This is a genomic window from Pseudomonas sp. GCEP-101 (assembly GCF_025133575.1).
GTDB lineage: Bacteria > Pseudomonadota > Gammaproteobacteria > Pseudomonadales > Pseudomonadaceae > Pseudomonas > Pseudomonas nitroreducens_B.
This window is the reverse complement of record NZ_CP104011.1, coordinates 5,951,134-5,975,574: the sequence shown is the minus strand read 5'-3', so window position 1 is coordinate 5,975,574 and position 24,441 is coordinate 5,951,134. Positions and strand designations below refer to the sequence as shown.

Here is a 24,441-nt window from a genome sequence, read left to right as displayed (position 1 = left end):
CGGCGTTATCCATTTGACGACACAGACAAAAGGGACCTGTTGCAATGTCCGCATCCCTCGCCTTCGTATTTCCCGGCCAAGGTTCGCAGTCGCTCGGCATGCTTGCCGAGCTGGGCGCCCAGCACGCCATCGTGCGCGATACCTTTGCCGAAGCTTCCGCCGCTCTTGGTTATGACCTCTGGGCCCTGGTGCAGGAAGGTCCGGAAGAGCGCCTGAACCAGACCGACAAAACCCAGCCCGCCATCCTCACGGCTTCCATCGCCCTGTGGCGTCTGTGGCAGGCCGAAGGTGGCGTGCAGCCGGCCTACGTCGCCGGCCATAGCCTGGGCGAATACTCCGCGCTGGTTGCCGCCGGCAGCCTGGCCTTCGCCGATGCGGTGAAGCTGGTGGAGCGCCGTGGCCAGCTGATGCAGGAAGCCGTGCCGGCCGGCACGGGCGGCATGGCCGCCATCCTCGGGCTGGAAGATGCTGACGTCCTCGCTGCCTGCGCCGAAGCGGCCCAGGGTGAGGTGGTCAGCGCCGTGAATTTCAACGCGCCCGGTCAAGTGGTGATCGCGGGTGCGGCCAAGGCCGTCGAGCGCGCCATCGAAGGCTGCAAGGCCCGTGGCGCCAAGCGCGCCGTTGCGCTGCCGGTCAGCGTGCCGTCGCACTGCGAGCTGATGCGTCCGGCCGCCGAGCGTTTCGCCGAGGCTGTCGAAGCCGTTCAGTGGCAGCTGCCGCAGATCGCCCTGGTGCAGAACGTCACTGCCCAGGTTCCGGCTGATCTGGTTGCGCTCAAGCGCGACCTGCTGGCCCAGCTGTACAGCCCGGTTCGCTGGGTCGAGAGCGTGCAGCTGCTGGCCGAGAAGGGCGTCACCGACCTGGTCGAATGTGGCCCGGGCAAGGTGCTGGCTGGTTTGAACAAGCGTTGCGCCAAGGGCGTGACCACCCACAACCTGGACTCCGCGGACGCCTTCGGCGCAGCCCGCGCGGCCCTGGCGTGAACAGGAGATAAGGCATGAGTCTGCAAGGTAAGGTTGCCCTGGTTACTGGCGCGAGCCGTGGTATTGGTCAGGCCATCGCACTGGAACTGGGGCGCATGGGCGCGACCGTGGTCGGCACCGCCACCAGCGAATCCGGCGCTCAGAAGATTTCCGAGTACCTCAAGGAAAATGGCATCCAGGGTTCGGGCATGGTCCTGGACGTGTCCAACGACGAGTCCGTGACCGCCGTTGTCGAAGCTATCCAGAAAGAATCCGGTGCACCGGCCATCGTCGTCAATAATGCCGGCATCACCCGCGATAACCTGCTGATGCGCATGAAAGACGACGAGTGGTTCGACGTCGTCAACACCAACCTCAACAGCCTCTACCGTCTGTCGAAAGCCGTGCTGCGCGGCATGACCAAGGCGCGTTGGGGTCGCATCATCAATATCGGCTCCGTCGTCGGTGCCATGGGCAACGCCGGCCAGACCAACTACGCGGCCGCCAAGGCCGGTCTGGAAGGCTTCACCCGCGCCCTGGCGCGCGAAGTCGGTTCCCGTGCTATCACTGTCAACGCGGTGGCTCCGGGCTTCATCGACACCGACATGACCCGCGAGTTGCCCGAGGCCCAGCGCGAGGCGCTGCTCGGCCAGATCCCGCTGGGTCGACTGGGACAAGCCGAAGAGATCGCCAAAGTGGTAGCATTCCTCGCTTCCGAGGGCGCAGCTTATGTTACGGGTGCCACGGTACCGGTGAATGGCGGAATGTACATGAGCTGATGTGACGAGTTCCTTCGCGGCGATGTCATAAGCGCTGTCTAAAATTCTCCAAGCGTTCACGCTGGAATAGACAGAGCATCTGGGTCGCCGGGAAGGGGCGTCAGCGTTCAGCTTGAAATGCAGAAAACCCTTTCTATACACTTACCCGCAGCCCAGCTGTACGGATTGTCCATAGGAGTGAAAACAAGGTATGAGCACCATCGAAGAACGCGTCAAGAAGATCGTTGCTGAGCAACTCGGCGTTAAGGAAGAAGAAGTTACCAACAGCGCTTCCTTCGTCGAAGACCTGGGCGCCGACTCCCTTGACACCGTTGAGCTGGTGATGGCTCTGGAAGAGGAATTCGAGACCGAAATCCCCGACGAGCAAGCCGAGAAGATCACCACCGTTCAGGAAGCCATCGACTACATCGTTGCCCACCAGGCATAAGACGTAGTCGTCGGTTCCCCGACGAAAGAAGCCGCACGGCCTGCAAAGGCGTGCGGCTTTTCTTTAACGCCGGCATCTGCCGGCGTTATTGCCGTGAAACACATGAGAGGAAGTCACAGTGTCGCGTAGACGCGTAGTCATCACTGGCATGGGAATGTTGTCGCCCCTGGGTGTGGATGTGCCGAGCAGTTGGGAAGGCATTCTCGCCGGGCGCAGCGGTATCGCCCCGATCGAACACATGGACCTGTCCGCCTTTGCCACCCGTTTCGGCGGCTCGGTGAAAGGGTTCGACGTCGAGCAATACATGTCCGCCAAGGAAGCTCGCAAACTCGACCTGTTCATCCAGTACGGCCTGGCCGCCAGCTACCAGGCGGTGCGCGATTCCGGCCTGGAAGTCACCGACGCCAACCGGGAGCGCATCGGCGTTGCCATCGGTTCCGGTATCGGTGGCCTCACCAACATCGAGAACACCTGTCGTTCGCTGTTCGAGCAGGGCCCGCGGCGCATCTCGCCGTTCTTCGTGCCCGGCTCGGTCATTAACATGGTTTCCGGGTTCCTGTCGATCAACCTCGGTCTGCAGGGCCCCAACTACGCCATCACCACGGCGTGCACCACCGGCACCCACAACATCGGCATGGCCGCGCGCAACATCGCCTACGGCGACGCTGACGTGATGGTGGCCGGCGGTTCCGAAATGGCGGCCTGTGGCCTGGGCCTGGGCGGCTTCGGTGCCGCGCGCGCGCTGTCCACCCGCAACGACGAGCCGACCAAGGCCAGTCGCCCGTGGGATCAGGACCGCGACGGCTTCGTGCTGTCCGACGGCGCCGGTGCGTTGGTGCTCGAAGAGCTGGAGCACGCCAAGGCCCGTGGCGCCCGCATCTATGCGGAAATCGTCGGCTTTGGCATGAGCGGCGACGCCTTCCACATGACCGCTCCGCCGGAAGACGGCGCCGGTGCTGCACGCTGCATGAAGGCGGCGCTGCGCGATGCCGGGCTGAACCCCGAGCAGGTCGACTACATCAACGCCCACGGCACCTCGACGCCGGCCGGCGACATCGCGGAAATCTCCGCGGTGAAGTCGATCTTCGGCGACCACGCCTACCAGCTGTCGATGAGTTCCACCAAGTCCATGACCGGCCACCTGCTGGGCGCGGCCGGTGCGGTCGAGGCGATCTTCAGCGTGCTCGCCCTGCGTGATCAGGTGGCCCCGCCGACCATCAACCTGGACAACCCCAGCGAAGGCTGCGACCTCGACCTGGTCGCCCATCAGGCCAAGGAACGTCCGATCGACGTCGCCCTGTCCAACTCCTTCGGCTTTGGTGGCACCAACGGCTCCCTGGTGTTCCGCCGGTTCCACGACTGATGCTGAGCTGGATCGACGGCCAGAGCGCCGAGGCCCTGTCCGCGCGTGATCGCGGGCTGGCCTACGGCGACGGGCTGTTCGAGACCATCCGCGTGTCCGCAGGCCGTCCGCGCCTGCTGGCCCGCCATCGGGCCAGGCTGGAGGAGGGCGTCCGCCGTCTCCGCCTGCCAGTCTCTCTCGATCTCGTCGAAGACGAACTCCTGCGCTTCTCTGCCTTGCTCGGCGACGGCGTCGCCAAGTTGATGCTGACCCGTGGCGAAGGCGCGCGTGGTTATGCGCCGCAGGCCGACGCACAGGTGCGCCGACTGCTGCTGGCCTCGCCCGCGCCGGCCTACCCGGCGACGAACCGCGAGGAGGGCGTCACGCTCTTTCCCTGCGCCACACGGCTGGCCGAACAACCCTTGCTCGCCGGCCTCAAGCACCTCAATCGCCTGGAGCAGGTGCTGGCCCGCGCCGAATGGAGCGACCCGGCCTTCGCCGAAGGTTTGATGCGCGATGTGTCCGGGCGCATCGTCGAGGGCGTGTTCAGCAACCTGTTCCTGGTGAAGCAGGGCGAGTTGCTCACCGCCGAACTCAGCCGCTGCGGCGTCGCCGGGGTGATGCGCGCGGAGATCATCGAACGCGCGCGCGACCTGGGTTGGCCGGTCATCGTCCGCGATATCGAGCACGGCGAACTGGCGCAGGCCGATGAGGTCTTTTTGTGCAACAGTCTCTACGGTATCTGGCCGGTGCGCGGCGTGGCCGAGTTCGCTTGGCCGGTCGGGCCGCTGACCCGTAAACTGCAGGGCCAACTCCGCGAACTTCTGGATTCCTGATACGTGATGCGCAAATTGCTGGTGCTGCTGGAAGGCGGCCTGCTGCTGGCCGGGCTCATGCTGGGCCTGGCGGCCTGGGAGCAGCACCGTGCGCTGCAGCAACCGCTCCAGCTCACCGAAGAGCGTCTGCTGGACGCTCCCAGCGGCGCCACCCCGGGCCGCCTGCTGACCCGCCTGGAGGATGAAGACGTCCTGCATGGTGGTTTCTGGCTGCGTCTCTACTGGCGCTTCAACCTGGCTGGCGAGGCGCTGCACAGCGGGGAGTACCGCCTGACGCCCGGCATGACCGCCGCCCAGTTGCTCGACCTGTGGCGCGAAGGCGACGTGGTGCAGTACGGCCTGACCCTGGTCGAAGGCTGGAACTTCCGCCAGGTGCGCGAACTGCTCGCTCGCCAGCCCAAGCTGGACCAGACGCTGAACGGCTTGAGCGACGCCGACGTCATGGCCAGGCTGGGCAAGCCGGGCGTCTTCCCCGAAGGCCGCTTCTTCCCCGATACCTACCGCTTCGTCCGCGGCACCAAGGATGTCGACATCCTCAAGCACGCCTTCCAGCGCATGGACACCATCCTCGCCGAGGAATGGGACAAGCGCGCCCAGGACCTGCCCTACAAGGACTCCTACCAGGCCCTGATCATGGCCTCGCTGGTGGAGAAGGAAACCGGCGTACCCCAGGAGCGCGGGCAGATTGCCGGCGTCTTCGTGCGCCGCCTGCAGAAGAACATGCTGCTGCAGACCGACCCGACCGTCATCTACGGCATGGGCGAGCGCTACGCCGGCAAGATCACCCGCGCCGACCTGCGCACGCCGACCCCCTACAACACCTACGTGGTCGCCGGCCTGCCGCCGACGCCCATCGCGCTGCCCGGCCGCGAGGCGATCCATGCCGCGCTCAACCCCGTTGAGGGGCAGAGCCTGTACTTCGTCGCCCGCGGCGATGGCAGCCACACCTTTTCCGACAACCTCGACGACCACAACAAGGCCGTCCAGGAGTTCCAGATCAAGCGCCGCGCCGACTACCGTTCCAGCCCGGCGCCCATTCCGCTGCCGGCGCCCATGCCGGCACCGGACGCCCCCGCCGCCGACGCACCGTCGGCGCCGCAAGACAAGGAGTGAGCCGAGTGACCGGCCTGTTCATCACCCTGGAAGGCCCCGAAGGCGCGGGCAAGAGCACCAATCGCGAGTACCTGGCCGAGCGCCTGCGCGAGCGCGGCATCGAAGTCCAGCTGACCCGCGAACCCGGCGGCACACCGCTGGCCGAGCGCATTCGCGAGCTGCTGCTGGACCCGAGCGATGAGCCGATGGCCGTGGATACCGAGTTGCTGCTGGTCTTCGCCGCACGCGCGCAGCACATCGCCCAGGTAATCCGCCCGGCCCTGGCGCGCGGCGCCGTGGTGCTCTGTGACCGCTTTACCGATGCGACCTACGCCTACCAGGGCGGCGGTCGTGGCCTGCCAGTGGAGCGCATTGCCCAGCTGGAAAGCTTCGTCCAGGGCGACCTGCGTCCGGACCTGACGCTGGTCTTCGACCTGCCGGTGGAGATCGGCCTGTCCCGCGCGGCGGCCCGTGGCCGGCTGGACCGTTTCGAGCAGGAAGGCCGCGCCTTCTTCGAGGCGGTGCGCGCTACCTACCTGGGTCGCGCCCGTGCCGAACCGACGCGCTACCACGTGCTCGATGCCGCCCAGTCGCTGGCCGCGGTGCAACGCGACCTCGACGGCCTGCTGCCGACCCTGCTGGAGCGCCTGAATGGCTGACATCTATCCCTGGCAGCAGGGTCTTTGGCAACAGCTCAGCAGCCGCCCGCGCCACGCCCATGCCTATCTGCTGCACGGGCCGGCCGGTATCGGCAAGCGCGTGCTGGCGGAGAATCTCGTGCATCTGCTGCTCTGCCAGCGCCCCGAGGGCGGCAAGGCGTGCGGGCAGTGCAAGGCCTGCCAGCTGCTGGCCGCCGGCACCCACCCCGATTTTTTCCTGCTGGAGCCGGAAGAGCCGGAGAAACCGATTCGCGTCGACCAGGTGCGTGAACTGGTCGAATTCGTGGTGCAGACCGCACAGCTGGGCGGGCGCAAGGTGGTCCTGCTGGAGCCCGCCGAGGCGATGAACCTCAATGCCGCCAACGCGCTGCTGAAAAGCCTCGAAGAGCCCTCTGGCGATACCGTGCTGCTGCTCATCAGCCACCAGCCCAGCCGGCTGCTGCCGACCATCAAGAGCCGCTGCGTGCAGCAGGCGTGCCCGCAGCCGACCGCCGAGCAGGCGCGCACCTGGCTGGCAGCGTCTTTGCCGGATGAGTCGTCCGACGCGCTGGACGAATTGCTGGTGCTGGCCGGCGGCTCGCCGCTGACCGCGCTGCGCCTGCATGGCCAGGGCGTACGCGAGCAGCGCGCGCAGGTGGTGGAGGGCGTGAAGAAGCTGCTCAAGCAGCAGGTTGCCCCAGGTCAGTTGGCCGAAAGCTGGAACGGCGTACCCTTGCCGCTGTTGTTCGACTGGTTCTGCGACTGGGCGCTGCTGATCCTGCGCTACCAGTTGGCGCGTGACGAGGACGGCCTGGGCCTGACCGACATGCGCAAGGTCGTACAGTATCTCGCCGAAAAATCGACTCAGCCCAAGGTGCTGGCCATGCAGGACTGGTTGCTGATGCAACGGCAAAAGGTCCTCAACAAAGCCAACCTTAACCGTGCCTTGCTTCTCGAAGCACTGCTCGTACAGTGGGCAAGTCTCCCCGGGCCGGGCTAGAATCCGGCCATCGGAAAATACTGCCAGGATAGCTGAATGAGCTTGCCACCTAATCTGGGTCCGCGTAACGGAATCCTGTCCCTGACCATCAAGGACAAGTCCGTGCTGTATGCTGCCTACATGCCGTTCATCCGCAACGGTGGGCTGTTCATTCCGACCAACAAGACCTACAAGCTGGGCGATGAGGTCTTCATGCTGCTCAACCTGATGGACGAGCCGGAGAAGATCCCGGTGGCCGGCAAGGTGGTCTGGATCACCCCCAAGGGCGCCCAGGGCAACCGCGCCGCGGGTATCGGCGTGCAGTTCAACGATGGCGACAACACCGCGCGCAACAAGATCGAGACCTACCTTGCCGGCGCGCTGAAGTCGGACCGTCCGACCCACACCATGTAGAATTGGCAGGCCTTACCGTCTGCAGACACGAAGCGCCCAATCGGGCGCTTCGTCATTTTCCGGAGAGTGTTTTCATGCTGGTTGATTCCCACTGCCACCTCGATCGCCTCGATCTCGCCGCCCATGACGGGTCGCTGGATGCTGCACTGGATGCCGCCCGCGCGCGCGGCGTCAGCCAGTTCCTGTGCATCGGCGTGAGTGCGGACAACGCCAGGGCAGTGAAGGATCTGGCCGAGCGCTACGCCGACGTGCACTGCTCGGTGGGCGTCCATCCGCTGGATCTGGAGCCGGGAGCGGCACCGGCGCTGGACTGGCTGCTGGGCGAGCTGAACCACCCGCGCGTGGTGGCCATTGGTGAGACCGGCCTGGACTATCACTACGAGCCCGAAGCCGCCGAGCTGCAGCAGGAGGCCTTCCGCCTGCACCTGGAGGCCGCCAGGCTCACCGGCAAGCCGGTCATCGTGCATACCCGCGAGGCCCGCGCCGATACCCTGGCGCTGCTGCGCGAGGCCGCGTTGCCGCAGGCCGGCGTGCTGCACTGCTTCACCGAGGACTGGGAAATGGCCAAGGCGGCGCTGGATATCGGCTTCTACATCTCGCTGTCGGGCATCGTCACCTTCCGCAATGCCGAACAACTGCGCGAGGTGGCGCGCCAGGTGCCGGTGGATCGCCTGCTGGTGGAAACCGATTCGCCCTATCTCGCGCCGGTGCCGCACCGCGGCAAGCCGAACCTGCCCGAGTACGTGCGCGAGGTCGCGGAATACCTGGCGGTGCTGCGCGGTGTGAGTTTCGAGACCCTGGCCGAGCAGACCACCGCCAACTTCCGCCGGCTGTTCCCCCTCGCTACCTGATGGTGTCGGTGCGGATACTTTTCCTGCGCGCAAAAAAAACCCGGGTTCTGGGGGATGAATCCGGGTCAAGACCATTAGGAGTGTAACAATAAGGTACGCGATCCTCGGTACCTTTACCGGCGGGGCACTTGGGGGGAGATGCCGCGCACCGGTATCTACAAGTATTGGTCAAGATGCGGCGGCTGCCACAGGGTGCCCGGTGTTTTTTAAACGGATTTGGAATACATCACACCGGGCTGAGCAGCTTTCTCGGCCGCATCGGGGTTATTGCCCCGCCAAAGCCCCGATCAGCGCCAGGGTTTCCTCGATCAGCGTCTCGCTGGTGTAGAAGTGCGGTGAGAAGCGGATGCCCGCGCCGCGCTGGATGCACACCACCTGCTCGGCGCGCAGGCGCTCCAGCAGTCGGGCGTTGTCCCAGCCGGCCAGGCTGAAGGTCAGGATGCCGGCGCGCCGCACCGGGTCCAGCGGGCTGTGCAGCGAAGCGCCGCCGATGCGGGCCAGGCCGTCCTGCAACTGCTGTACGCGTGCCTGCACCAGTTCACCCACCGTTGCCATGCCGACCTCTTCCAGCAGGCTCAGGCTGGCTTCCAGCGCCACGGCGCCGAGCATGTTCGGGCTGCCGCATTCGAAACGCCGCGCGCTGCGTGCCGGCTGCCAGTCGGCCAGGTCGTAGTTGCCGGCGTTTTCCAGCATATGCCAGCCATACTCCTGCAGCGCGAGTTGTTCGCGCTCGGCGGCGCGGCAATAGAACACACCCAGGCCCTCCGGGCCGAGCATCCACTTGTGGCCATCGGCCATGGCGAAGGCACAGTCGTACGCCTGGACGTCGAAGGGCAGGGCGCCCAACTGCTGGATGGCGTCGATGCAATACAGCACGCCACGCTGGCGGCAACCGGCGCCCAGGCGCTCCAGGTCCAGGCGCAGCCCGCTGGCGTATTGCACGGCGCTGACGGACATCAGGCGCGTGCGGGGCGTGCAGGCGGCCAGCAGGTTGCCCTCGGGGTCGGCTCCTTCCAGGCTGACCTGGATGACTTCCACGCCGCGCGGCTTCAGCGCTTCCCAGACGACGCGGTTGGAGGGGAACTCCTGGTTGCTGATCACCACCTGGTCGCCGGCGCGCCAGTCCAGGCCGAAGGCGACGAACGACAGGGCCTCGGAGGTGTTCTTCACGAGCGCGATGTCGCCCGTGCTCTGGGCGTTCACCAGGCGCATCAGACGCTCGCGCAGGCGTTTCTCGAGGGTCAGCCACTGAGGGTAGTCGCGGGCGCCCTGCTGGATATTCTCCTGGGCGAACGCGGCGACAGCGTCTGCCGCGCGCTTGGGCCAGGGGGCGACGGCGGCATGGTTCAGGTAGCGCAGGCCGCTGTGTTGGGGAAACTCGGAAGAAAAGCTAATCATGTCGGATGATCCGTGCAATTTGGCGCTGAATAGGCATAATACGCGGCTTCGAATTTTGACTATTTTTGACCGAACAGTCTTTTTATGCAGAAAGAGCCGCGCAAGGTTCGCGAATTCCGTCGTCGCGAACAGGAAATCCTCGACACCGCCCTCAAGCTGTTCCTCGAACAGGGCGAAGACAGTGTCACGGTCGAAATGATCGCCGATGCGGTGGGCATCGGCAAAGGCACGATTTACAAGCACTTCAAATCCAAGGCGGAAATCTACCTGCGCCTGATGCTGGATTACGAGCGCGATCTGGCCGACCTGTTCCACTCCGAAGACGTCGCCCGCGACAAGGAGCGCCTGTCGCGCGCCTACTTCGAGTTCCGCATGCGCGACCCGCAGCGCTACCGCCTGTTCGACCGCCTGGAAGAAAAGGTGGTGAAGACCAGCCAGGTCCCGGAGATGGTCGAGGAACTGCACAAGATCCGCGAATCCAACTTCGAGCGCCTGAGCCAGCTGATCAAGGAACGCATTGCGGCGGGCAAGCTGGAAGATGTGCCGGCCTACTTCCACTACTGCGCGGCCTGGGCACTGGTGCACGGCGCCGTGGCGCTGTACCACTCGCCGTTCTGGCGCGAAGTGCTGGAGGACCAGGAGGGCTTCTTCCAGTTCCTCATGGACATCGGCGTGCGCATGGGCAACAAGCGCAAGCGCGACGGCGATACACCGGCCGCCTGAGTCGCCATTCAGGGGGCCCATCGTCGTGAACACGACAGGGCCCGGGGTGCGGGTGGGGATATACTGGTATGAGTAATCTCCACCGGAGCCCAGCATGATTGTCGACCGCCAGGGCAGGCGCTTTCGCAACCTGCGCGTCAGCCTGACCGCCGCCTGCAACTACGCCTGCACCTACTGCGTGCCGGACGGCAAGCGCCTGGTCGCCGCGCAGGACGAGCTGCCGGCCGATTCGCTGGTGCGCGGCGTCGCCTATCTCATGGAGGCCGCCGGCATCGAGCGCCTGCGGGTCACCGGCGGCGAGCCGCTGGTGAGCCCGAAACTGGATGCCTTCCTGCAGGGCGTCAGCCGGCTCGGTCTGCAGGACATCGCCATCACCACCAACGGCCAGCTGTTGTCGAAAAAGCTGCCGCTGCTGCTGGACTGCGGCATCCGCCGCCTGAATGTCTCCCTCGATACCCTGGATGCCGATGCCTTCCGGCGCATCGCCCGTGGCGGCGACCTCGCCACCGTGCTCAAGGGGCTCGACGAGGCCTGTGCCGCGGGCCTGAAGATCAAGCTGAACATGGTGCCGCTGCGTGGTCAGAACCTCGACCAGGTGGTGCCGCTGCTGGACTACTGCCTGGAGCACGGCTTCGAGTTGCGGTTCATCGAGCTGATGCGCATGGGCCACCTGGCCCACGATGCGAACGCTTTCCACCAGCAGTTCGTCAGCCTCCAGGAACTGCTGGAGCGGATCGGCGAGCGGCATCCCTATATCCAGGCCAACGCACCGGTGGATGCCACTGCCATTCGCTATGAAGTGCCGGGGCAGGGCTTCTTCGGCGTGATCGCCAACGAGAGCGTACCGTTCTGCCGGACCTGTTCGCGGCTGCGCCTGTCGTCCACCGGCTGGCTGCACGGCTGCCTGTCGTCGAGCAACCGCCACTACGTCGGCGACCTGCTGGACAAGCCGCGCCATCAGGCGCTCCCGGCGCTGCAGCGGTTGCTGGTACGCGCCCTGGCGGACAAGCAGGAGGTTGCCTTCTCCGGCGGCGTCACCATCATGAAGATCATCGGCGGCTGAGATCGCCCCCTAACCTGATTAGCCCATGCCCAACGAATTCCCCATTTCCTATATCGAGCCGGTCTTCCGGCCGCCGAGCGAGGCGCACTCGCTGATTCTGCCGGTGACCAACGGTTGCTCCTGGAACCAGTGCGGCTTCTGCGAGATGTATACGCAGCCGCAGAAGAAATTCCGCGCCCGTGACGAGGCTGACGTGCTGGAAGAGATTCGCCGCTGCGGTGAGCGCCTGATCGTCCAGCGGGTGTTCCTGGCCGACGGTGATGCGCTGGTGCTGCCGACACGGCGGCTGCTCAACATCCTGCGCGCAATCCGCGAGCACATGCCCGAGGTGGATCGCGTTTCCAGCTACTGCCTGCCGCGCAACCTGCGCAAGAAGTCGGTGGACGAGCTGAAGGAGCTGGCCGACGCCGGCCTGCGCATGGCCTATGTGGGCGCCGAGTCCGGCGACGACGAGGTGCTGGCGCGGGTGAACAAGGGCGAGACCTATGCCTCTACGCTGGATGCCCTGGGCAAGCTGGGCGAGGCGGGGATCAAGCGCTCGGTGATGATCCTCAACGGCCTGGGCGGGAACACCCTGAGCGCCCAGCACGCCGACAATTCGGCGCGCCTGATGAACGAGGCGCAGCCGGAGTTTCTTTCCACCCTGGTCGTGAGCTTCCCGACGGGCGAGGAGCGCTTGCGTGCCGGCTTCCCGGACTTCCAGCCGCTGACACAGGCCGAGCTGTTCGTCGAGGTCGAGCGCCTGCTCAGCGCGCTGGAGCTGCGCGACACGGTGTTCCGCAGCGACCACGCCTCCAACTACCTGGTGCTCAAAGGCACGCTGGGGGCGGACAAGGCGAAGCTGCTGGCCCAGGTGCGCCAGGCCATCGAGCAGCCGCAACGTGCGCATCTGCGTCAGGAATGGCAGCGCGGCCTGTGATGGCGCGGAAGCTGCATTGCTTGCCCGAATGCCGGTTTTTCGTCGCCGGCTCCGGAGACCCTGCATGCGCCACCTGATACTGATCCTTGCCTTCGCCGCCCTTGGCGGTTGCATGACCCCCAACGACCTGGCCGACGGCACCGATTACTACCTGCGCGACGCGGGCTTCCTCGACCACAGCCAGACGCGCCGCACCTCGAACTGGCGCCTGCAGCAGGACTCCTTCATCTACATCGCCCAGGGGCCGTTCGTGCCGCCCGGCCATCCCTATGCGCGGCCCAACGTGGTGGCAGAGGAGGCATTCAACGGCTTCGTCCAGTACTTCCCGCTGGTGCGCCGGGCCAAGAGTCCGCTCGGGCTGGAGGGGGCGATGCAGGAGGCTCGCGCGGCAGGCGCCAATTATCTGCTGTATACGCGCTTCGCCCGTGGGGAGGACAATGCCGGGACCTACGAGCAGTACGAAGACACCGATAATGCCGTGGGCCGCGACCGCAGCGTGATCCAGGTGATGCTGATCGAAACCGACAACCGCTACCTGGTGGACAGCGCGACCATCCGCAGCCGCGGCGGTTTTCTGACATTCTATGACGCCAGCCCCGAGGACCTGATCGGGCGCCCGCTGGAAGACTATGCCCGCAGCCTGCTGGGGGTGAAGACGCGAGAGGAGTACCAATGACTGATCCACAGAGCCAATCGGACCGGGCCGGCAACCTGCTGGCGCAGATTCCCGCCAGCAAGGACAAGGGACTGCCGCCGGTGCATCTGTGGAACCCCGATTGCTGCGGCGATATCGATATGCGCATCGCCCGCGACGGCACCTGGTATTACCTGGGCACGCCGATCGGTCGCAAGCCGATGGTGCGGCTGTTCTCCACCATCATCCGCCGCGACGGCGACGAGTATTTCCTCGTGACGCCGGTGGAGAAATGCGGCATCACCGTGGATGACGCGCCCTTCGTCGCAGTAACCCTCGCGGTCGAAGGGGAGGGCGAACAGCAGGTGCTGCGCTTCACCACCAATGTCGAGGACGACGTGGTGGCCGATGCCGCGCATCCGATCCGTGTCGAGCTGGACCCGCAGACCCAGGAGCCGTCGCCCTACGTGCTGGTGCGGGTAAACCTGGAGGCGCTGATCCACCGCAACGTGTTCTACCAGTTGGTGGAACTGGCGGTTCCACGCATGATCGACGGCGTTGAATGGCTGGGTGTCTGGAGTTCGGGGGAGTTCTTCCCCATCGCGCCGCAGCCGTGACCCGGCGGTCGGTACGCGTCCGGTAGTTCGGTTACGGCTTCGCTACAACTTTTTCGAACCTGCAAAAAAGGCTCCCGAGGGAGCCTTTTTCGTTACCGCCAACGTTCTTACATGTTGGGGTAGTTCGGACCACCGGTGCCTTCCGGGGCAACCCAGGTGATGTTCTGGGCCGGGTCCTTGATGTCGCAGGTCTTGCAGTGTACGCAGTTCTGGGCGTTGATCTGGAAGCGCTTGCTGCCGTCGTCGTTGCTCACCACTTCGTACACGCCGGCCGGGCAGTAACGCTGCGCGGGCTCGTCGTAGAGCGGCAGGTTCTTCTCGATCGGGGTGTTGGGGTCGGTCAGCTTCAGGTGGATCGGCTGGTCTTCCTCGTGGTTGGTGTTGGACAGGAACACCGAGGAGAGCTTGTCGAAACTGATTTTGCCGTCCGGCTTCGGATAGTCGATCTTCGGCGCTTCGCTGGCCTTCTTCAGGGTCGCGTAGTCCGGGGTCGTATCGTGCAGGGTGAACGGGATCTTGCCGCCGAAGATGTTCTGGTCGATGAAGTTGAACGCACCGCCACCGATGGCGCCGAACTTGTGCATCGCCGCGCCGAAGTTACGGCTGCGGAACAACTCGTCGTACAGCCAGCTGCCCTTGAACGCATCGACGTAGTTGTTCAGCACGTCGCCGCCTTCGCGGCCGGCGAACAGCGCTTCGGCCACCGAGTCGGCGGCCAGCATGCCGGACTTCATGGCGGTGTGGCTGCCCTTGATCTTGGCGAAGTTCAGGGTGCCCAGGTCGCAACCGATCAGCGCGCCGCCGGGGAAGACCATCTTCGGCAGCGAGTTCAGGCCGCCCTTGCAGATGGCGCGAGCGCCATAGGCCACGCGCTTGCCACCTTCCAGGTACTGCTTGATCACCGGGTGGTGCTTGTAGCGCTGGAACTCGTCGAACGGCGACAGGTGCGGGTTGGTGTAGGACAGGTCGATGATCAGGCCGACCACCACCTGGTTGTTTTCCAGGTGATAAAGGAAGGAGCCGCCCGGGTTGTCGTCGTTCAGCGGCCAGCCGGCGGTGTGCACCACCAGGCCCTGCTCGTGCTTGGACGGGTCGATATCCCAGATTTCCTTGATGCCGATGCCGTAGTGCTGGGCGTCGGCTTCGCTGTCGAGCTTGTACTTCTTGATCAGTTGCTTGCCGATGTGGCCACGGCAGCCTTCGGCGAACAGGGTGTACTTGGCGCGCAGCTCCATGCCGGGGGTGTAGTACCCCTCTTTCGGGTTGCCTTCGCGGTCGACGCCCAGGTCACCGGTGATGATGCCGCGCACTACGCCATTCTCGTCGATCAGTGCTTCCTGGGCGGCAAAGCCCGGGTAGATCTCGACGCCCAGGCCTTCGGCCTGCTGGGCCAGCCAGCGGCACAGGTTGCCCAGGGAGATGATGTAGTTGCCTTCGTTGTGCATGGTCTTGGGCACGAAGAAGTTCGGCACCTTGGCCGCCGCTTCCGGGCTCTTGAGCACATAGATGTCGTCGCGCTTGACGGGGGTGTTGAGCGGCGCTTCGAGTTCCTTCCAGTTGGGGAACAGCTCGTTCAGCGCGCGGGGCTCGAACACGGCGCCCGAGAGAATGTGGGCGCCCACTTCGGAACCCTTCTCGACCACACAGACGCTGATTTCCTGACCGGCGTCGGCGGCCTTCTGTTTCAGTCGGCATGCGGCGGACAGACCGGCAGGGCCGGCGCCGACGATGACGACGTCGAATTCCATAAATTCGCGTTCCACTATCGATCTCTCCTGAATCAAGGCTCTGGGCATTTTGTAGGTATTGGGATGGGCGTGCCCCCACCCAGTAAGAGCGGGGCGCATTATAGCTAGACCTGTTGCTATATCTAAACCCTTTATCGGTCACAATACAAACGTTTGTTTGAATCGCGCGTAACCCTGATAGAATCGGGGTCCGCGGCTTATGAAGGGGTATTTTCGTGTATTGACCCGCCCGGTCGATGCGGTCAAGATACCTGCGGTTTTGCGGTCGCGTTGCGCTGGATGTAGTCGCAGATGGCGTGCACTACCAGCCAGGCCTGTCTGGCGACATTCCTATTCACCGGAGAATAACGAGGAATCCATGAAGGTTCTTGTAGCTGTCAAACGAGTGGTTGACTATAACGTCAAGGTCCGCGTCAAGGCGGACAACTCCGGCGTCGATCTCGCCAACGTCAAGATGTCCATGAACCCCTTCTGCGAAATCGCCGTGGAAGAGGCCGTCCGCCTGAAAGAGAAAGGCGTCGCCACCGAGATCGTTGCGGTTTCCGTCGGCCCGACCGCTGCCCAGGAGCAACTGCGTACCGCGCTGGCGTTGGGTGCTGATCGCGCCATCCTCGTCGAATCCAACGACGAACTGAATTCCCTGGCTGTCGCCAAGGCCCTGAAAGCCATCGTCGATAAAGAGCAGCCGCAGTTGGTCATCCTCGGCAAGCAGGCCATCGACAGCGACAACAACCAGACCGGCCAGATGCTGGCTGCACTGACTGGCTACGCGCAGGGCACCTTCGCCTCCAAGGTGGAAGTAGCTGGCGACAAGGTCAACGTCACCCGTGAAATCGACGGCGGCCTGCAGACCGTTGCCCTGAACCTGCCGGCGATCGTGACCACCGACCTGCGCCTGAACGAGCCGCGCTACGCGTCGCTGCCCAACATCATGAAGGCGAAGAAGAAACCGCTGGACGTGGTGACCCCGGACGCCCTGGGCGTTTCCACCGCTTCCACCGTGAAGACCGTGAAAGTCGAAGCGCCGGCTGCCCGTAGCGCCGGTATCAAGGTCAAGTCCGTTGCCGAACTGGTCGAGAAACTGAAGAACGAGGCGAAAGTAATCTGATGGCTATCCTGGTAATCGCTGAGCACAACAACGGCGCACTGGGCGCTGCCACCCTGAACACCGTCGCTGCTGCGCAGAAGATTGGTGGCGACATCGCCGTCCTGGTCGCTGGCCAGAACGTGGGTGGCGTGGCCGAAGCCGCTGCCAAGATCGCAGGCGTTTCCAAGGTGCTGGTCGCCGACAACGCCGCTTACGCTCACCAGCTGCCGGAGAACGTCGCTCCGCTGATCGCAGCTCTCGTGAAAGACAGTGGGGGCAGTGGCTACAGCCACGTGCTGGCCGCTGCCACCACCAACGGCAAGAACTTCCTGCCGCGCGTCGCTGCCCTGCTGGACGTCGACCAGATCTCCGAGATCATCGAAGTCGTCAGCGCCGACACCTTCAAGCGCCCGATCTACGCCGGTAACGCCATCGCTACCGTGCAGTCCTCGGCCGCCGTCAAGGTCATCACCGTGCGTGGCACCGGCTTCGACGCCGTCGCCGCCGAAGGTGGTTCGGCCGCGGTTGAAGCCGTGTCCGGCCCGGCCGACGCCGGCAAGTCCGCCTTCGTGGGCGAAGAACTGGCCAAGTCCGACCGTCCGGAACTGACCGCTGCCAAGATCGTCGTTTCCGGCGGCCGGGGCATGGGCAATGGCGACAACTTCAAGATCCTCTACGCCCTGGCTGACAAGCTGGGCGCTGCCGTCGGCGCTTCCCGTGCTGCCGTTGACGCCGGCTTCGTGCCCAACGATATGCAGGTCGGCCAGACCGGCAAGATCGTCGCGCCGCAGCTGTACGTGGCCGTCGGCATCTCCGGCGCCATCCAGCACCTGGCGGGCATGAAGGATTCGAAAGTGATCGTGGCGATCAACAAGGACGAAGAGGCGCCGATCTTCCAGGTAGCCGACTACGGCCTGGTCGCCGACCTGTTCGAAGCCGTACCGGAGCTGGAAAAGGCCGTCTAAGCCCAATCCGCTCAAGGAAGGAACCCGCCCCACGTGGCGGGTTCTTTCATTTCAGGTCCCTGATTTTCCTCGGGAATGGTCGTTTCGCCGCGCCGATGACCCATTGGTCACGAATCTTTGCCGAGAAGTCCACCGGCGAAGGTGTCTCATCTACAATGCGCGACGTCTCCAGTTCCTGAATGTGTTCAATCGACACCTGGCTACCGAGGTTTTCATGATCATCAAACCGCGCGTGCGTGGCTTCATCTGCGTCACTACCCACCCGACCGGCTGTGAAGCCAACGTCAAGGAACAGATCGACTACGTCGAGGCGCACGGCCCCATCGCCAACGGTCCGAAGAAGGTCCTGGTCATCGGTTCCTCCACTGGCTACGGCCTCGCCGCGCGCATCAGCGCCGCCTTTGGCGCCGGCGCCGACACCCTGGGCGTGTTCTTCGAGCGACCCGGCAGCGAGACCAAGGCGGGCACCGCCGGCTGGTACAACTCCGCCGCCTTCGAGAAATTCGCCCACGCCAAGGGCCTGTATGCGCGCAGCATCAACGGCGACGCCTTCTCCGATGAGGTGAAGCAGGTCACCATCGACACCATCAAGCAGGACCTGGGCAAGGTCGACCTGGTCGTCTACAGCCTGGCCGCGCCGCGCCGTACCCATCCCAAGACCGGCGAGGTCTTCAATTCCGTGCTCAAGCCGGTCGGCAAGACCGTCAACTTCCGGGGTCTGGACACCGACAAGGAAGTGATCAAGGAAAGCGTGATGGAGCCGGCCACCGAAGCCGAGATCGCCAACACCGTGGCGGTGATGGGCGGCGAAGACTGGCAGATGTGGATCGATGCGCTGCAGGAAGCCGGCGTGCTGGCCGATGGCGCCAAGACCACCGCCTTTACCTATCTGGGCGAAGAAATCACCCACGACCTGTACTGGAACGGCTCCATCGGCGCCGCCAAGAAGGACCTGGACCAGAAGGTTCTGGGCATTCGCGAGAAGCTGGCGGCCACTGGTGGCGACGCTCGCGTTTCCGTGCTGAAGGCCGTGGTCACCCAGGCCAGCTCGGCCATCCCGATGATGCCGCTGTACCTGTCGCTGCTGTTCAAGGTGATGAAGGAGAAGGGCACCCACGAAGGCTGCATCGAGCAGGTCGACGGCCTGTTCCGCGAGAGCCTGTACGGCGCCGAGCCGCACCTGGACGCCGACGGCCGCCTGCGCGCCGACTACAAGGAACTGCAGCCGGACGTACAGGACACCGTGAAGGACCTGTGGAACAAGGTGACCAACGAAAACCTGTACCAGCTGACCGACTTCACCGGCTACAAGACCGAGTTCCTGCGCCTGTTCGGCTTCGAGATCGCCGGCGTGGACTACGAGCAGGACGTCAACCCGGACGTGCAGATTCCGAATCTGATCCAGCTCTGAGTTCGGTACATAAGGAAACGGCGCCCCAGGGCGCCGTTTCTGCTTCTGTCGGTTTCAGTTCGCCGCCGTCACCGGCGTGTGGTTCTGCTGCAGGAAGTCCAGGTAGAGGCGGGCTGTTTCCTCGGGGCGCTCGATCATCGGCACGTGGCCGCAATCGCGCAGGATCGCCACGCTGGGTTTCTTCAGCAGCGGCTTCATCACCTCGATGCTGGAAACGTCCAGCACCCGGTCGCGGTCGCCCCACAGCAGCAGGGTCGGCGCGGTGATCTTCGGCAGCTCCGGCTCCAGCGGGATATAGCGTTCGCGCAACTGCTGGAAGACCATGCCGTTGAAGGCGCTGCGCTCCAGCGAGCGTTCGGCCAGGTAATCGCGCAGTCGCGCCGGCAGCGGAGGCTTCTGCACGAAGACGAAGTCGAGCAGGGCGGGGAAGTCATCCACCGAACGCAGCACCAGCGGATTGTCGCCGCCCTTGAGCAGGCGCTCGAACAACTCGCTCTGGTGTGGCGCGGTGACGCCGGCGTTGTCGAACAGCCCGACCGACAAGACTTCCTGTGGATGTCGCGCCGCCAGCAGCGCGGCGATGTGCCCGCCCATGGAGTTGCCCACCACGTGGAAGCGGCCGATACCCTGTTCGCGCATGAAGTCAGCCAGGCGCTCGGCCTGGGTGCCCACGTCGTAGCTGATGTTGGCGGGCTTGCTGCTATCGCCGAAGCCTGGCAGGTCGACGGCGATGACGTGGTAGTCCTTGGTCAGGAAGCGGGCGAAGCGCGGCCAGTTGCTCTTGTCCGCACCGAAGCCGTGGATCAGCAGGATGGTCTGCGCCTTCTCCGGGCCGCCCTCGTAATAGGTGATGTTCAGATCATCGACCTGCAGGCTGTTGCTCGACAGCCGAGCGCGGGCGCTTTCGACGTACTGCGCGGTGGCCAGGAGGGTGGAAGGGAAGGCGTAGAGGATGCCAGCGGCAACGGCTATCGCCAGTAGAAGGGCCAGAAGGGCTTTCTTCATGAGAAGTCCTTATTACCAAATCGGGTCGGTGTGCTTTACGCTAGCATTTTGCGGCTCTAAGCATGGCCGTTCTTTCTTCTGGTGAGCGAGACTACCGATGCCTGACTGCTCCACGATGCTCCGTGCGGCACTGTTGCTGGTGACTTTCTCCATGCCCCTGGCCAGTGTCGCGGCCGGCAAATGCGAGCGCCTGGTGGCCACCGGCAACCCGGAATACCCGCCCTACCTGTGGCGCGACCCGGCGCAGCCCGAGCGCCTGATCGGCGCCAATGCCGACCTGCTGGAGCAGATCGGCAAGGCGGTCGGGGTAAGTATCCGCGTGATCTACACCGGCTCCTGGGCGCGCGCCCAGGAAGAGGCGCGCCTGGGGCGGGTCGACCTGATCGCCGGCGCCTTCCTCACCCCGCCGCGGCTGGAAACCATGGATTACATCCACCCGGCCTTCCTCACCACCGACAACGTGGTGTGGATGCGCAAGGATGCCACGTCGCCCTACCATAGTCGTGACGACCTCAAGGGCCTGAAGGGCGGCACCCTGGTGAACAACAGCTTCGGCCCGGACTTCGACGCCTTCGCCAAGCAGGAGCTGACCCTGGAAGAGGTGCCCAGCCTGACCCAGGCCTTCCAGAAGCTGCTGCTCAAGCGTTCGGACTATGTGATCTACGAGCACTATCCCGGCCTGGCGGTGGCCGATACGCTCGGCATGGCCGACGACCTGCAGCCCCTGGAACCGCCGGTCTCCAGCGAAGGTCTGTACCTGACCGTGGCGCACAACTCGGCCTGCAACGACCCGTGGCTGCGCGGACAACTGGCGAAAAAAATGACAGAATTGACGGCCGCCGGAGTCCCGCAGCGCCTGCTGCAGGACAACCTGGCCCGCTGGAAGGCCCAGCAATTGCAGCCTGCCAGCACTCCCACCGAGTAGGACAAGAGATTTCGTGATCAATCGACGGATGATGGTCGCCGGCCTGGCGCTGTGTGCACTGGCCGGCTGTGCGACGAACGACCCGGCACCCAACGAGCAGATGCGCCTCACCGAGCAGGCGCTGGAACAGGCCAAGGCCGTGGGCGCGACCGATGACCTGGCCGAGCTGAAGCTCGCCGACGACAAGTACCAGGCCGCCAAGGGCGCCCTGGCGGTCGGCTCGAACAAGAAGGCCCGGCAACTGGCCGAACAGGCCGAGCTCGACGCCCGTCTCGCCGAGGCCAAGGAGCTGACGCGCAAGAGCGCCGAGCAGTTGGCCGAGCAGAACAAGAGCATCAACCGCCTGCGCAAACAGTTGGGAGAGGTGCAATGACTCCCGCACAACTGTTGCGTCGTGGCGCCGCATGGATCGCCGCAGTGTCCGCCGCCGCGCTGCTGGCCGGCTGCGCCAACAGCCAGCTCAGCGAGAAGTCCCTGGAGCAGGCGCGCCTGCAATTCCAGGCGGTGAAGGAAGATTCCGCCGTCCTGCGCAGCGCGCCGAAAGACGTGATCCGCGCCGGCGAGTCGCTGGCCCGTGCCGAACGCCTGTCCAATTACTGGGGCAGCAGCGATGACGTGTTGCAGTACGCCTATCTCAGCCAGCGCTACAGCGAGATCGCCCGCGAGCACAGCAACCTGGCGCTGAACCAGGAGCGCCTGGGCAAGCAGCAGCTGGAGCGCGAGCGCCTGCAGCTGGCGATGCGTGAGGCCCGCCTGCTCAATGTGCAGGAGCAGAGCAAGTGGCTGGAGCAGCAGATGGTCAGCCTCGCCACCAACGAAACCGAGCGCGGCCTGGTGCTGACCCTGGGTGACGTGTTGTTCGACAGCGGCGCGGCGGATCTCACGCCGGCGGCCAACCGCACCGTGCTCAAGGTGGTGCAGTTCCTCCAGCTCAATCCGCGCCGTGTGATCCGCATCGAGGGCTACACCGATGCCGAGGGCGACCGCGAGCAGAACCTGCAACTGTCCAGGGACCGCGCGCAGGCCGTGGCGGACGCCCTGACCGACCTGGGGGTGGACGCCAAACGCATTCAGGTGCAGGGCTACGGCGAGGCCTATCCGGTGTCGGACAATGCCTCCTCGCTGGGGCGCGCGCAGAACCGCCGGGTGGAGATCGTCTTCTCCGACGAGAAGGGCCAGCTCGGCGCTGAGCGCTGACCTCTTCGCAATATCCCGTCACAGGAAAACCCCGGATGCCTTGGCTCCGGGGTTTTTCGTCTGGGGCATCTCGAAAATTTTCGAGTCGCGGCTTGGCGAAAATAACCAGGTGCGACTAATCCCCTCAGGGGAGCTGTAAACGAGAGAACCAGATGCCTTCGGAAAACAAGCTGTTGAATGTAATCGTGGCGGACCCGCAACCGATGATTGGTTGGGGCCTGGAACGCTATCTGCTGGAGCGTGAACTGGCGCAGGTGAAAGCCTTCGTCAGTGACACCGACAGCCTGCTGGATGTGCTCGATGCCCATCCCGAGGTCGACCTGGCCATCGTCGAGCTGGCGCTGCCCGGTGCCCGCGGGCGTGACGGCGTGCACCTGATCGAGTGGCTGCAGCGCCACCATCCGGACGTGCCGGTGCTGGTCTACTCGGTCATGGGCGCGCCGCTTTTGGCGAGCGCGGCGGTCAAGTGCGGCGCGGTGGGCTACGTGTGCAAGCGCAACCCGTTGAACCTGCTGGACGAAGCCTTCGCCCGCATTCGCAAGGGCGAAACCTACATCGACCCGATGCTGCGGCCGCCGCGGCATACCGGCAAGCCACTGAGCCCCACCGAGATCGATATCATCCGTCGCTTGGCCCATGGCGCCACGGTGGGGGAAATCGCCGAACGGACCAACCGCAGCGTGTCCACCATCAGCACCCACAAGCGCAATGCCATGCAGAAGCTCGGCCTGACCACCGACGCCCAACTGGTGGTGGCCGGGCTGCTGGACTGGCTCGGCGAGATCTGAGCCGGCAGGGCGGCGCAACTGTATCGGACGGAATACCTTCGACTGTTCTGGAACAGTTTCCGGTTTTTGGCTACTGTTTCGGTTCAATGACCGAGGGATGGCCGTCATGTCCAATCTGCTGCTGTACCAGCGCATCGCCCAGCAACTGGCGGAAGACATCCGTCGTGGTGTCTACCAGCCGGGCGAGCGCGTGCCGTCCGTGCGCAAGCTGAGCACCCAGCTCAACGTCAGCCATGCCACGGTCCTCCAGGCCTATGCCACCCTCGAAGACCAGGGGCTGATCCGCGCGCGCCCGCAGTCCGGCTTCTACGTGCACCGTACGCCGGCGCTGACCGCCTCGACCCCGGACATCGCCCGCGTCGAACGCCCCGGCCTGGTCACCCGCAGCAGCATCATCAACCAGGTGCTCGCCGAAGCGCGCCGCGAAGGCGTGTTCCCGTTGGGCGCCGCGGTGCCGCACGTGGACTACCTGCCGGTCCGCGCGCTGCACCAGCAACTGGCCAAGGTCACGCGCTTTTCCAGCCCTCGCGCCTTCAGCTACATGTTCAGCCCTGGCTACGAGCCACTGCGCCGCCAGGTGGCGATCCGCATGCGCGATGCCGGCGTGGTGGTCGATCCGACCCAGGTGACCATCACCCATGGCTGCGTGGACGCCATCCACATGGCCTTGCGCGTGATGACCCGCCCAGGGGATTTGATCGCCACCGAGTCGCCGAGCTACTACGGCCTGCTGCAGTTGGCCGACATTCTGGGCCTGAAGGTCATCGAGATTCCCAGCGACCCCCTCACCGGCATCAGCCTGGAGGCGTTGCAACTGGCCGCCAACCAGTGGCCGATCAAGGCGCTGGTGCTGACCGCGCGGCTGAGCAACCCGCTCGGCGGGACCATCCCCGAAGATCGCCAGAAGGCGCTGCTCAAGCTCACCGCCGAGCACAACATCGGGGTGATCGAGGACGACATCTACGGCGAGCTGATGTTCGACCAGGGCCAGACCAAGGCGCTCAAGGCCCACGATCGCGATGGCCGCGTGGTGTATTGCTCGAGCTTCTCCAAGACGATTTCCCCCGGCGTGCGCATCGGCTGGATCATCACCGAGCGCTACCAGGAGGAGATCCGCCGGTTGCAGACCTTCACCACCCATTCGGCCTGCACCGTGACCCAGATGGGCGTGGCGGCCTACCTGGAAAACGGCGGCTACGACCGGCACCTGCGCTACATCCGCCAGGAGTACCGGAAGAACATGACCGCCTACCAGCTGGCGGTGCAGCAGTACTTCCCCGAAGGCACGCAGATGACCCGGCCCAAGGGCGGTTTCATCCTCTGGGTCAGCCTGCCGGCCAAGGTGAACACCAAGGAACTGCACGTGCGGGCGCTGGAGCAGGGCATCAGCATTGCGCCGGGGCTGATCTTCAGTAACACCGAGCAGTTCAACAACTGCCTGCGCCTGACCTGTGGCATCCCCTGGGACCGCGAGGCGGAGCGGGCGATCATGACCCTCGGCATGCTGGCCAACCAGCTCTGCCAGGAAGAACTGATCGCCGCGTAGGCGCTTGGCTTGCGCAGGAGCGGACTTCGTCCGCGATAGGTCCGCCTCTTGCCGGATACGATCGCGGACGGAGTCCGCTCCTACGTAAACGGCTT

General features: G+C 64.8%; 26 protein-coding genes. 23 read left to right on the top strand and 3 right to left on the bottom strand.

Annotated features, from left to right (window positions below; genetic code table 11):
- Nucleotides 1-44 precede the first annotated feature (44 nt).
- The 10 genes from fabD to N0B71_RS26910 all read left to right on the top strand — a co-directional run bounded on the left by fabD (nucleotide 45) and on the right by N0B71_RS26910 (nucleotide 8,320).
- Nucleotides 45-983, top strand: coding sequence for an ACP S-malonyltransferase (fabD, locus tag N0B71_RS26955; protein ID WP_259756110.1), 939 nt, complete (start codon nucleotides 45-47; stop codon nucleotides 981-983).
- A 14-nt stretch (nucleotides 984-997) separates the two neighbouring features.
- A complete protein-coding gene (fabG, locus tag N0B71_RS26950; protein ID WP_037014455.1) occupies nucleotides 998-1,741 on the top strand; it encodes a 3-oxoacyl-ACP reductase FabG in 744 nt (247 codons plus the stop codon).
- A gap of 190 nt (nucleotides 1,742-1,931) precedes the next feature.
- Complete coding sequence (acpP, locus tag N0B71_RS26945) at nucleotides 1,932-2,168, top strand: acyl carrier protein (protein WP_015477931.1); 237 nt, start codon at nucleotides 1,932-1,934, stop codon at nucleotides 2,166-2,168.
- 118 nt (nucleotides 2,169-2,286) lie between these two features.
- On the top strand, nucleotides 2,287-3,531 hold the full coding sequence (gene fabF, locus N0B71_RS26940) for a beta-ketoacyl-ACP synthase II (protein ID WP_259756105.1): 1,245 nt from the start codon (nucleotides 2,287-2,289) through the stop codon (nucleotides 3,529-3,531).
- Nucleotides 3,531-4,346 carry an aminodeoxychorismate lyase gene (gene pabC, locus N0B71_RS26935; protein WP_259756104.1) on the top strand — a complete coding sequence of 272 codons (816 nt, stop codon included), beginning with the start codon at nucleotides 3,531-3,533 and terminating at the stop codon, nucleotides 4,344-4,346. The genes fabF and pabC overlap by 1 nt, the downstream gene beginning before the upstream one ends.
- A 6-nt stretch (nucleotides 4,347-4,352) precedes the next feature.
- Nucleotides 4,353-5,459, top strand: coding sequence for an endolytic transglycosylase MltG (mltG, locus tag N0B71_RS26930; protein ID WP_259759686.1), 1,107 nt, complete (start codon nucleotides 4,353-4,355; stop codon nucleotides 5,457-5,459).
- Between the two features lie 5 nt (nucleotides 5,460-5,464).
- Nucleotides 5,465-6,097, top strand: coding sequence for a dTMP kinase (gene tmk / locus N0B71_RS26925; RefSeq protein ID WP_259759685.1), 633 nt, complete (start codon nucleotides 5,465-5,467; stop codon nucleotides 6,095-6,097).
- A complete protein-coding gene (locus N0B71_RS26920; protein WP_259756101.1) occupies nucleotides 6,090-7,076 on the top strand; it encodes a DNA polymerase III subunit delta' in 987 nt (328 codons plus the stop codon). The genes tmk and N0B71_RS26920 overlap by 8 nt, the downstream gene beginning before the upstream one ends.
- Nucleotides 7,077-7,112: 36 nt before the next feature.
- Entirely contained in the window at nucleotides 7,113-7,469 is a 357-nt protein-coding gene (locus N0B71_RS26915) for a PilZ domain-containing protein (RefSeq protein WP_009621447.1), read from the top strand.
- A 74-nt stretch (nucleotides 7,470-7,543) separates the two neighbouring features.
- Nucleotides 7,544-8,320, top strand: a complete 777-nt coding sequence (locus tag N0B71_RS26910) for a TatD family hydrolase (protein WP_259756099.1) — start codon at nucleotides 7,544-7,546, stop codon at nucleotides 8,318-8,320.
- A gap of 264 nt (nucleotides 8,321-8,584) precedes the next feature.
- Here the strand turns inward: N0B71_RS26910 and N0B71_RS26905 are convergent, their stop codons facing one another.
- Nucleotides 8,585-9,718, bottom strand: coding sequence for an aminotransferase class V-fold PLP-dependent enzyme (locus N0B71_RS26905; RefSeq protein ID WP_259756097.1), 1,134 nt, complete (start codon nucleotides 9,716-9,718; stop codon nucleotides 8,585-8,587).
- An 84-nt stretch (nucleotides 9,719-9,802) separates the two neighbouring features.
- Between N0B71_RS26905 and N0B71_RS26900 the strand changes: the two genes are divergently transcribed.
- From N0B71_RS26900 to N0B71_RS26880, 5 genes are all read left to right on the top strand, one after another.
- Nucleotides 9,803-10,441 carry a TetR/AcrR family transcriptional regulator gene (locus N0B71_RS26900; protein WP_045211585.1) on the top strand — a complete coding sequence of 213 codons (639 nt, stop codon included), beginning with the start codon at nucleotides 9,803-9,805 and terminating at the stop codon, nucleotides 10,439-10,441.
- Between the two features lie 94 nt (nucleotides 10,442-10,535).
- Nucleotides 10,536-11,504 (top strand): GTP 3',8-cyclase MoaA, encoded by a 969-nt coding sequence (locus tag N0B71_RS26895; protein ID WP_259756095.1) that lies wholly within the window; start codon nucleotides 10,536-10,538, stop codon nucleotides 11,502-11,504.
- A gap of 25 nt (nucleotides 11,505-11,529) precedes the next feature.
- Complete coding sequence (locus tag N0B71_RS26890) at nucleotides 11,530-12,423, top strand: radical SAM protein (protein ID WP_259756093.1); 894 nt, start codon at nucleotides 11,530-11,532, stop codon at nucleotides 12,421-12,423.
- Between the two features lie 64 nt (nucleotides 12,424-12,487).
- On the top strand, nucleotides 12,488-13,099 hold the full coding sequence (locus N0B71_RS26885; protein ID WP_259756091.1) for a DUF4823 domain-containing protein: 612 nt from the start codon (nucleotides 12,488-12,490) through the stop codon (nucleotides 13,097-13,099).
- On the top strand, nucleotides 13,096-13,674 hold the full coding sequence (locus N0B71_RS26880; RefSeq protein WP_259756090.1) for a DUF1285 domain-containing protein: 579 nt from the start codon (nucleotides 13,096-13,098) through the stop codon (nucleotides 13,672-13,674). The genes N0B71_RS26885 and N0B71_RS26880 overlap by 4 nt, the downstream gene beginning before the upstream one ends.
- Before the next feature lie 107 nt (nucleotides 13,675-13,781).
- On the opposite strand, the gene N0B71_RS26875 is transcribed toward N0B71_RS26880, so the two are convergent.
- Complete coding sequence (locus N0B71_RS26875) at nucleotides 13,782-15,437, bottom strand: electron transfer flavoprotein-ubiquinone oxidoreductase (protein WP_259756089.1); 1,656 nt, start codon at nucleotides 15,435-15,437, stop codon at nucleotides 13,782-13,784.
- Between the two features lie 343 nt (nucleotides 15,438-15,780).
- Between N0B71_RS26875 and N0B71_RS26870 the strand changes: the two genes are divergently transcribed.
- The 3 genes from N0B71_RS26870 (at nucleotide 15,781) to fabV (ending at nucleotide 18,885) form a co-directional block, all read left to right on the top strand.
- The gene (locus N0B71_RS26870; RefSeq protein WP_259756087.1) at nucleotides 15,781-16,530 is read left to right on the top strand and encodes an electron transfer flavoprotein subunit beta/FixA family protein; all 750 of its coding nucleotides are present in this window, start codon (nucleotides 15,781-15,783) and stop codon (nucleotides 16,528-16,530) included.
- The gene (locus N0B71_RS26865) at nucleotides 16,530-17,474 is read left to right on the top strand and encodes an electron transfer flavoprotein subunit alpha/FixB family protein (protein ID WP_259756085.1); all 945 of its coding nucleotides are present in this window, start codon (nucleotides 16,530-16,532) and stop codon (nucleotides 17,472-17,474) included. The genes N0B71_RS26870 and N0B71_RS26865 overlap by 1 nt, the downstream gene beginning before the upstream one ends.
- Nucleotides 17,475-17,688: 214 nt before the next feature.
- The gene (fabV, locus tag N0B71_RS26860) at nucleotides 17,689-18,885 is read left to right on the top strand and encodes an enoyl-ACP reductase FabV (protein WP_259756084.1); all 1,197 of its coding nucleotides are present in this window, start codon (nucleotides 17,689-17,691) and stop codon (nucleotides 18,883-18,885) included.
- A gap of 54 nt (nucleotides 18,886-18,939) precedes the next feature.
- Here fabV and N0B71_RS26855 read toward each other — a convergent pair whose 3' ends face one another.
- The gene (locus N0B71_RS26855; RefSeq protein ID WP_259756082.1) at nucleotides 18,940-19,890 is read right to left on the bottom strand and encodes an alpha/beta fold hydrolase; all 951 of its coding nucleotides are present in this window, start codon (nucleotides 19,888-19,890) and stop codon (nucleotides 18,940-18,942) included.
- A 97-nt stretch (nucleotides 19,891-19,987) separates the two neighbouring features.
- Between N0B71_RS26855 and N0B71_RS26850 the strand changes: the two genes are divergently transcribed.
- The 5 genes from N0B71_RS26850 (at nucleotide 19,988) to N0B71_RS26830 (ending at nucleotide 24,346) form a co-directional block, all read left to right on the top strand.
- Nucleotides 19,988-20,815, top strand: coding sequence for a substrate-binding periplasmic protein (locus N0B71_RS26850; protein ID WP_259756081.1), 828 nt, complete (start codon nucleotides 19,988-19,990; stop codon nucleotides 20,813-20,815).
- 28 nt (nucleotides 20,816-20,843) lie between these two features.
- A complete protein-coding gene (locus N0B71_RS26845; protein ID WP_416789692.1) occupies nucleotides 20,844-21,188 on the top strand; it encodes a DUF4398 domain-containing protein in 345 nt (114 codons plus the stop codon).
- Nucleotides 21,185-22,012, top strand: coding sequence for an OmpA family protein (locus N0B71_RS26840; protein WP_259756078.1), 828 nt, complete (start codon nucleotides 21,185-21,187; stop codon nucleotides 22,010-22,012). Before N0B71_RS26845 ends, N0B71_RS26840 begins: the two co-directional genes overlap by 4 nt.
- 152 nt (nucleotides 22,013-22,164) lie before the next feature.
- Complete coding sequence (locus N0B71_RS26835) at nucleotides 22,165-22,800, top strand: response regulator transcription factor (protein WP_259756077.1); 636 nt, start codon at nucleotides 22,165-22,167, stop codon at nucleotides 22,798-22,800.
- 106 nt (nucleotides 22,801-22,906) lie between these two features.
- Nucleotides 22,907-24,346, top strand: coding sequence for an aminotransferase-like domain-containing protein (locus N0B71_RS26830; RefSeq protein WP_259756075.1), 1,440 nt, complete (start codon nucleotides 22,907-22,909; stop codon nucleotides 24,344-24,346).
- Nucleotides 24,347-24,441: the final 95 nt, after the last annotated feature.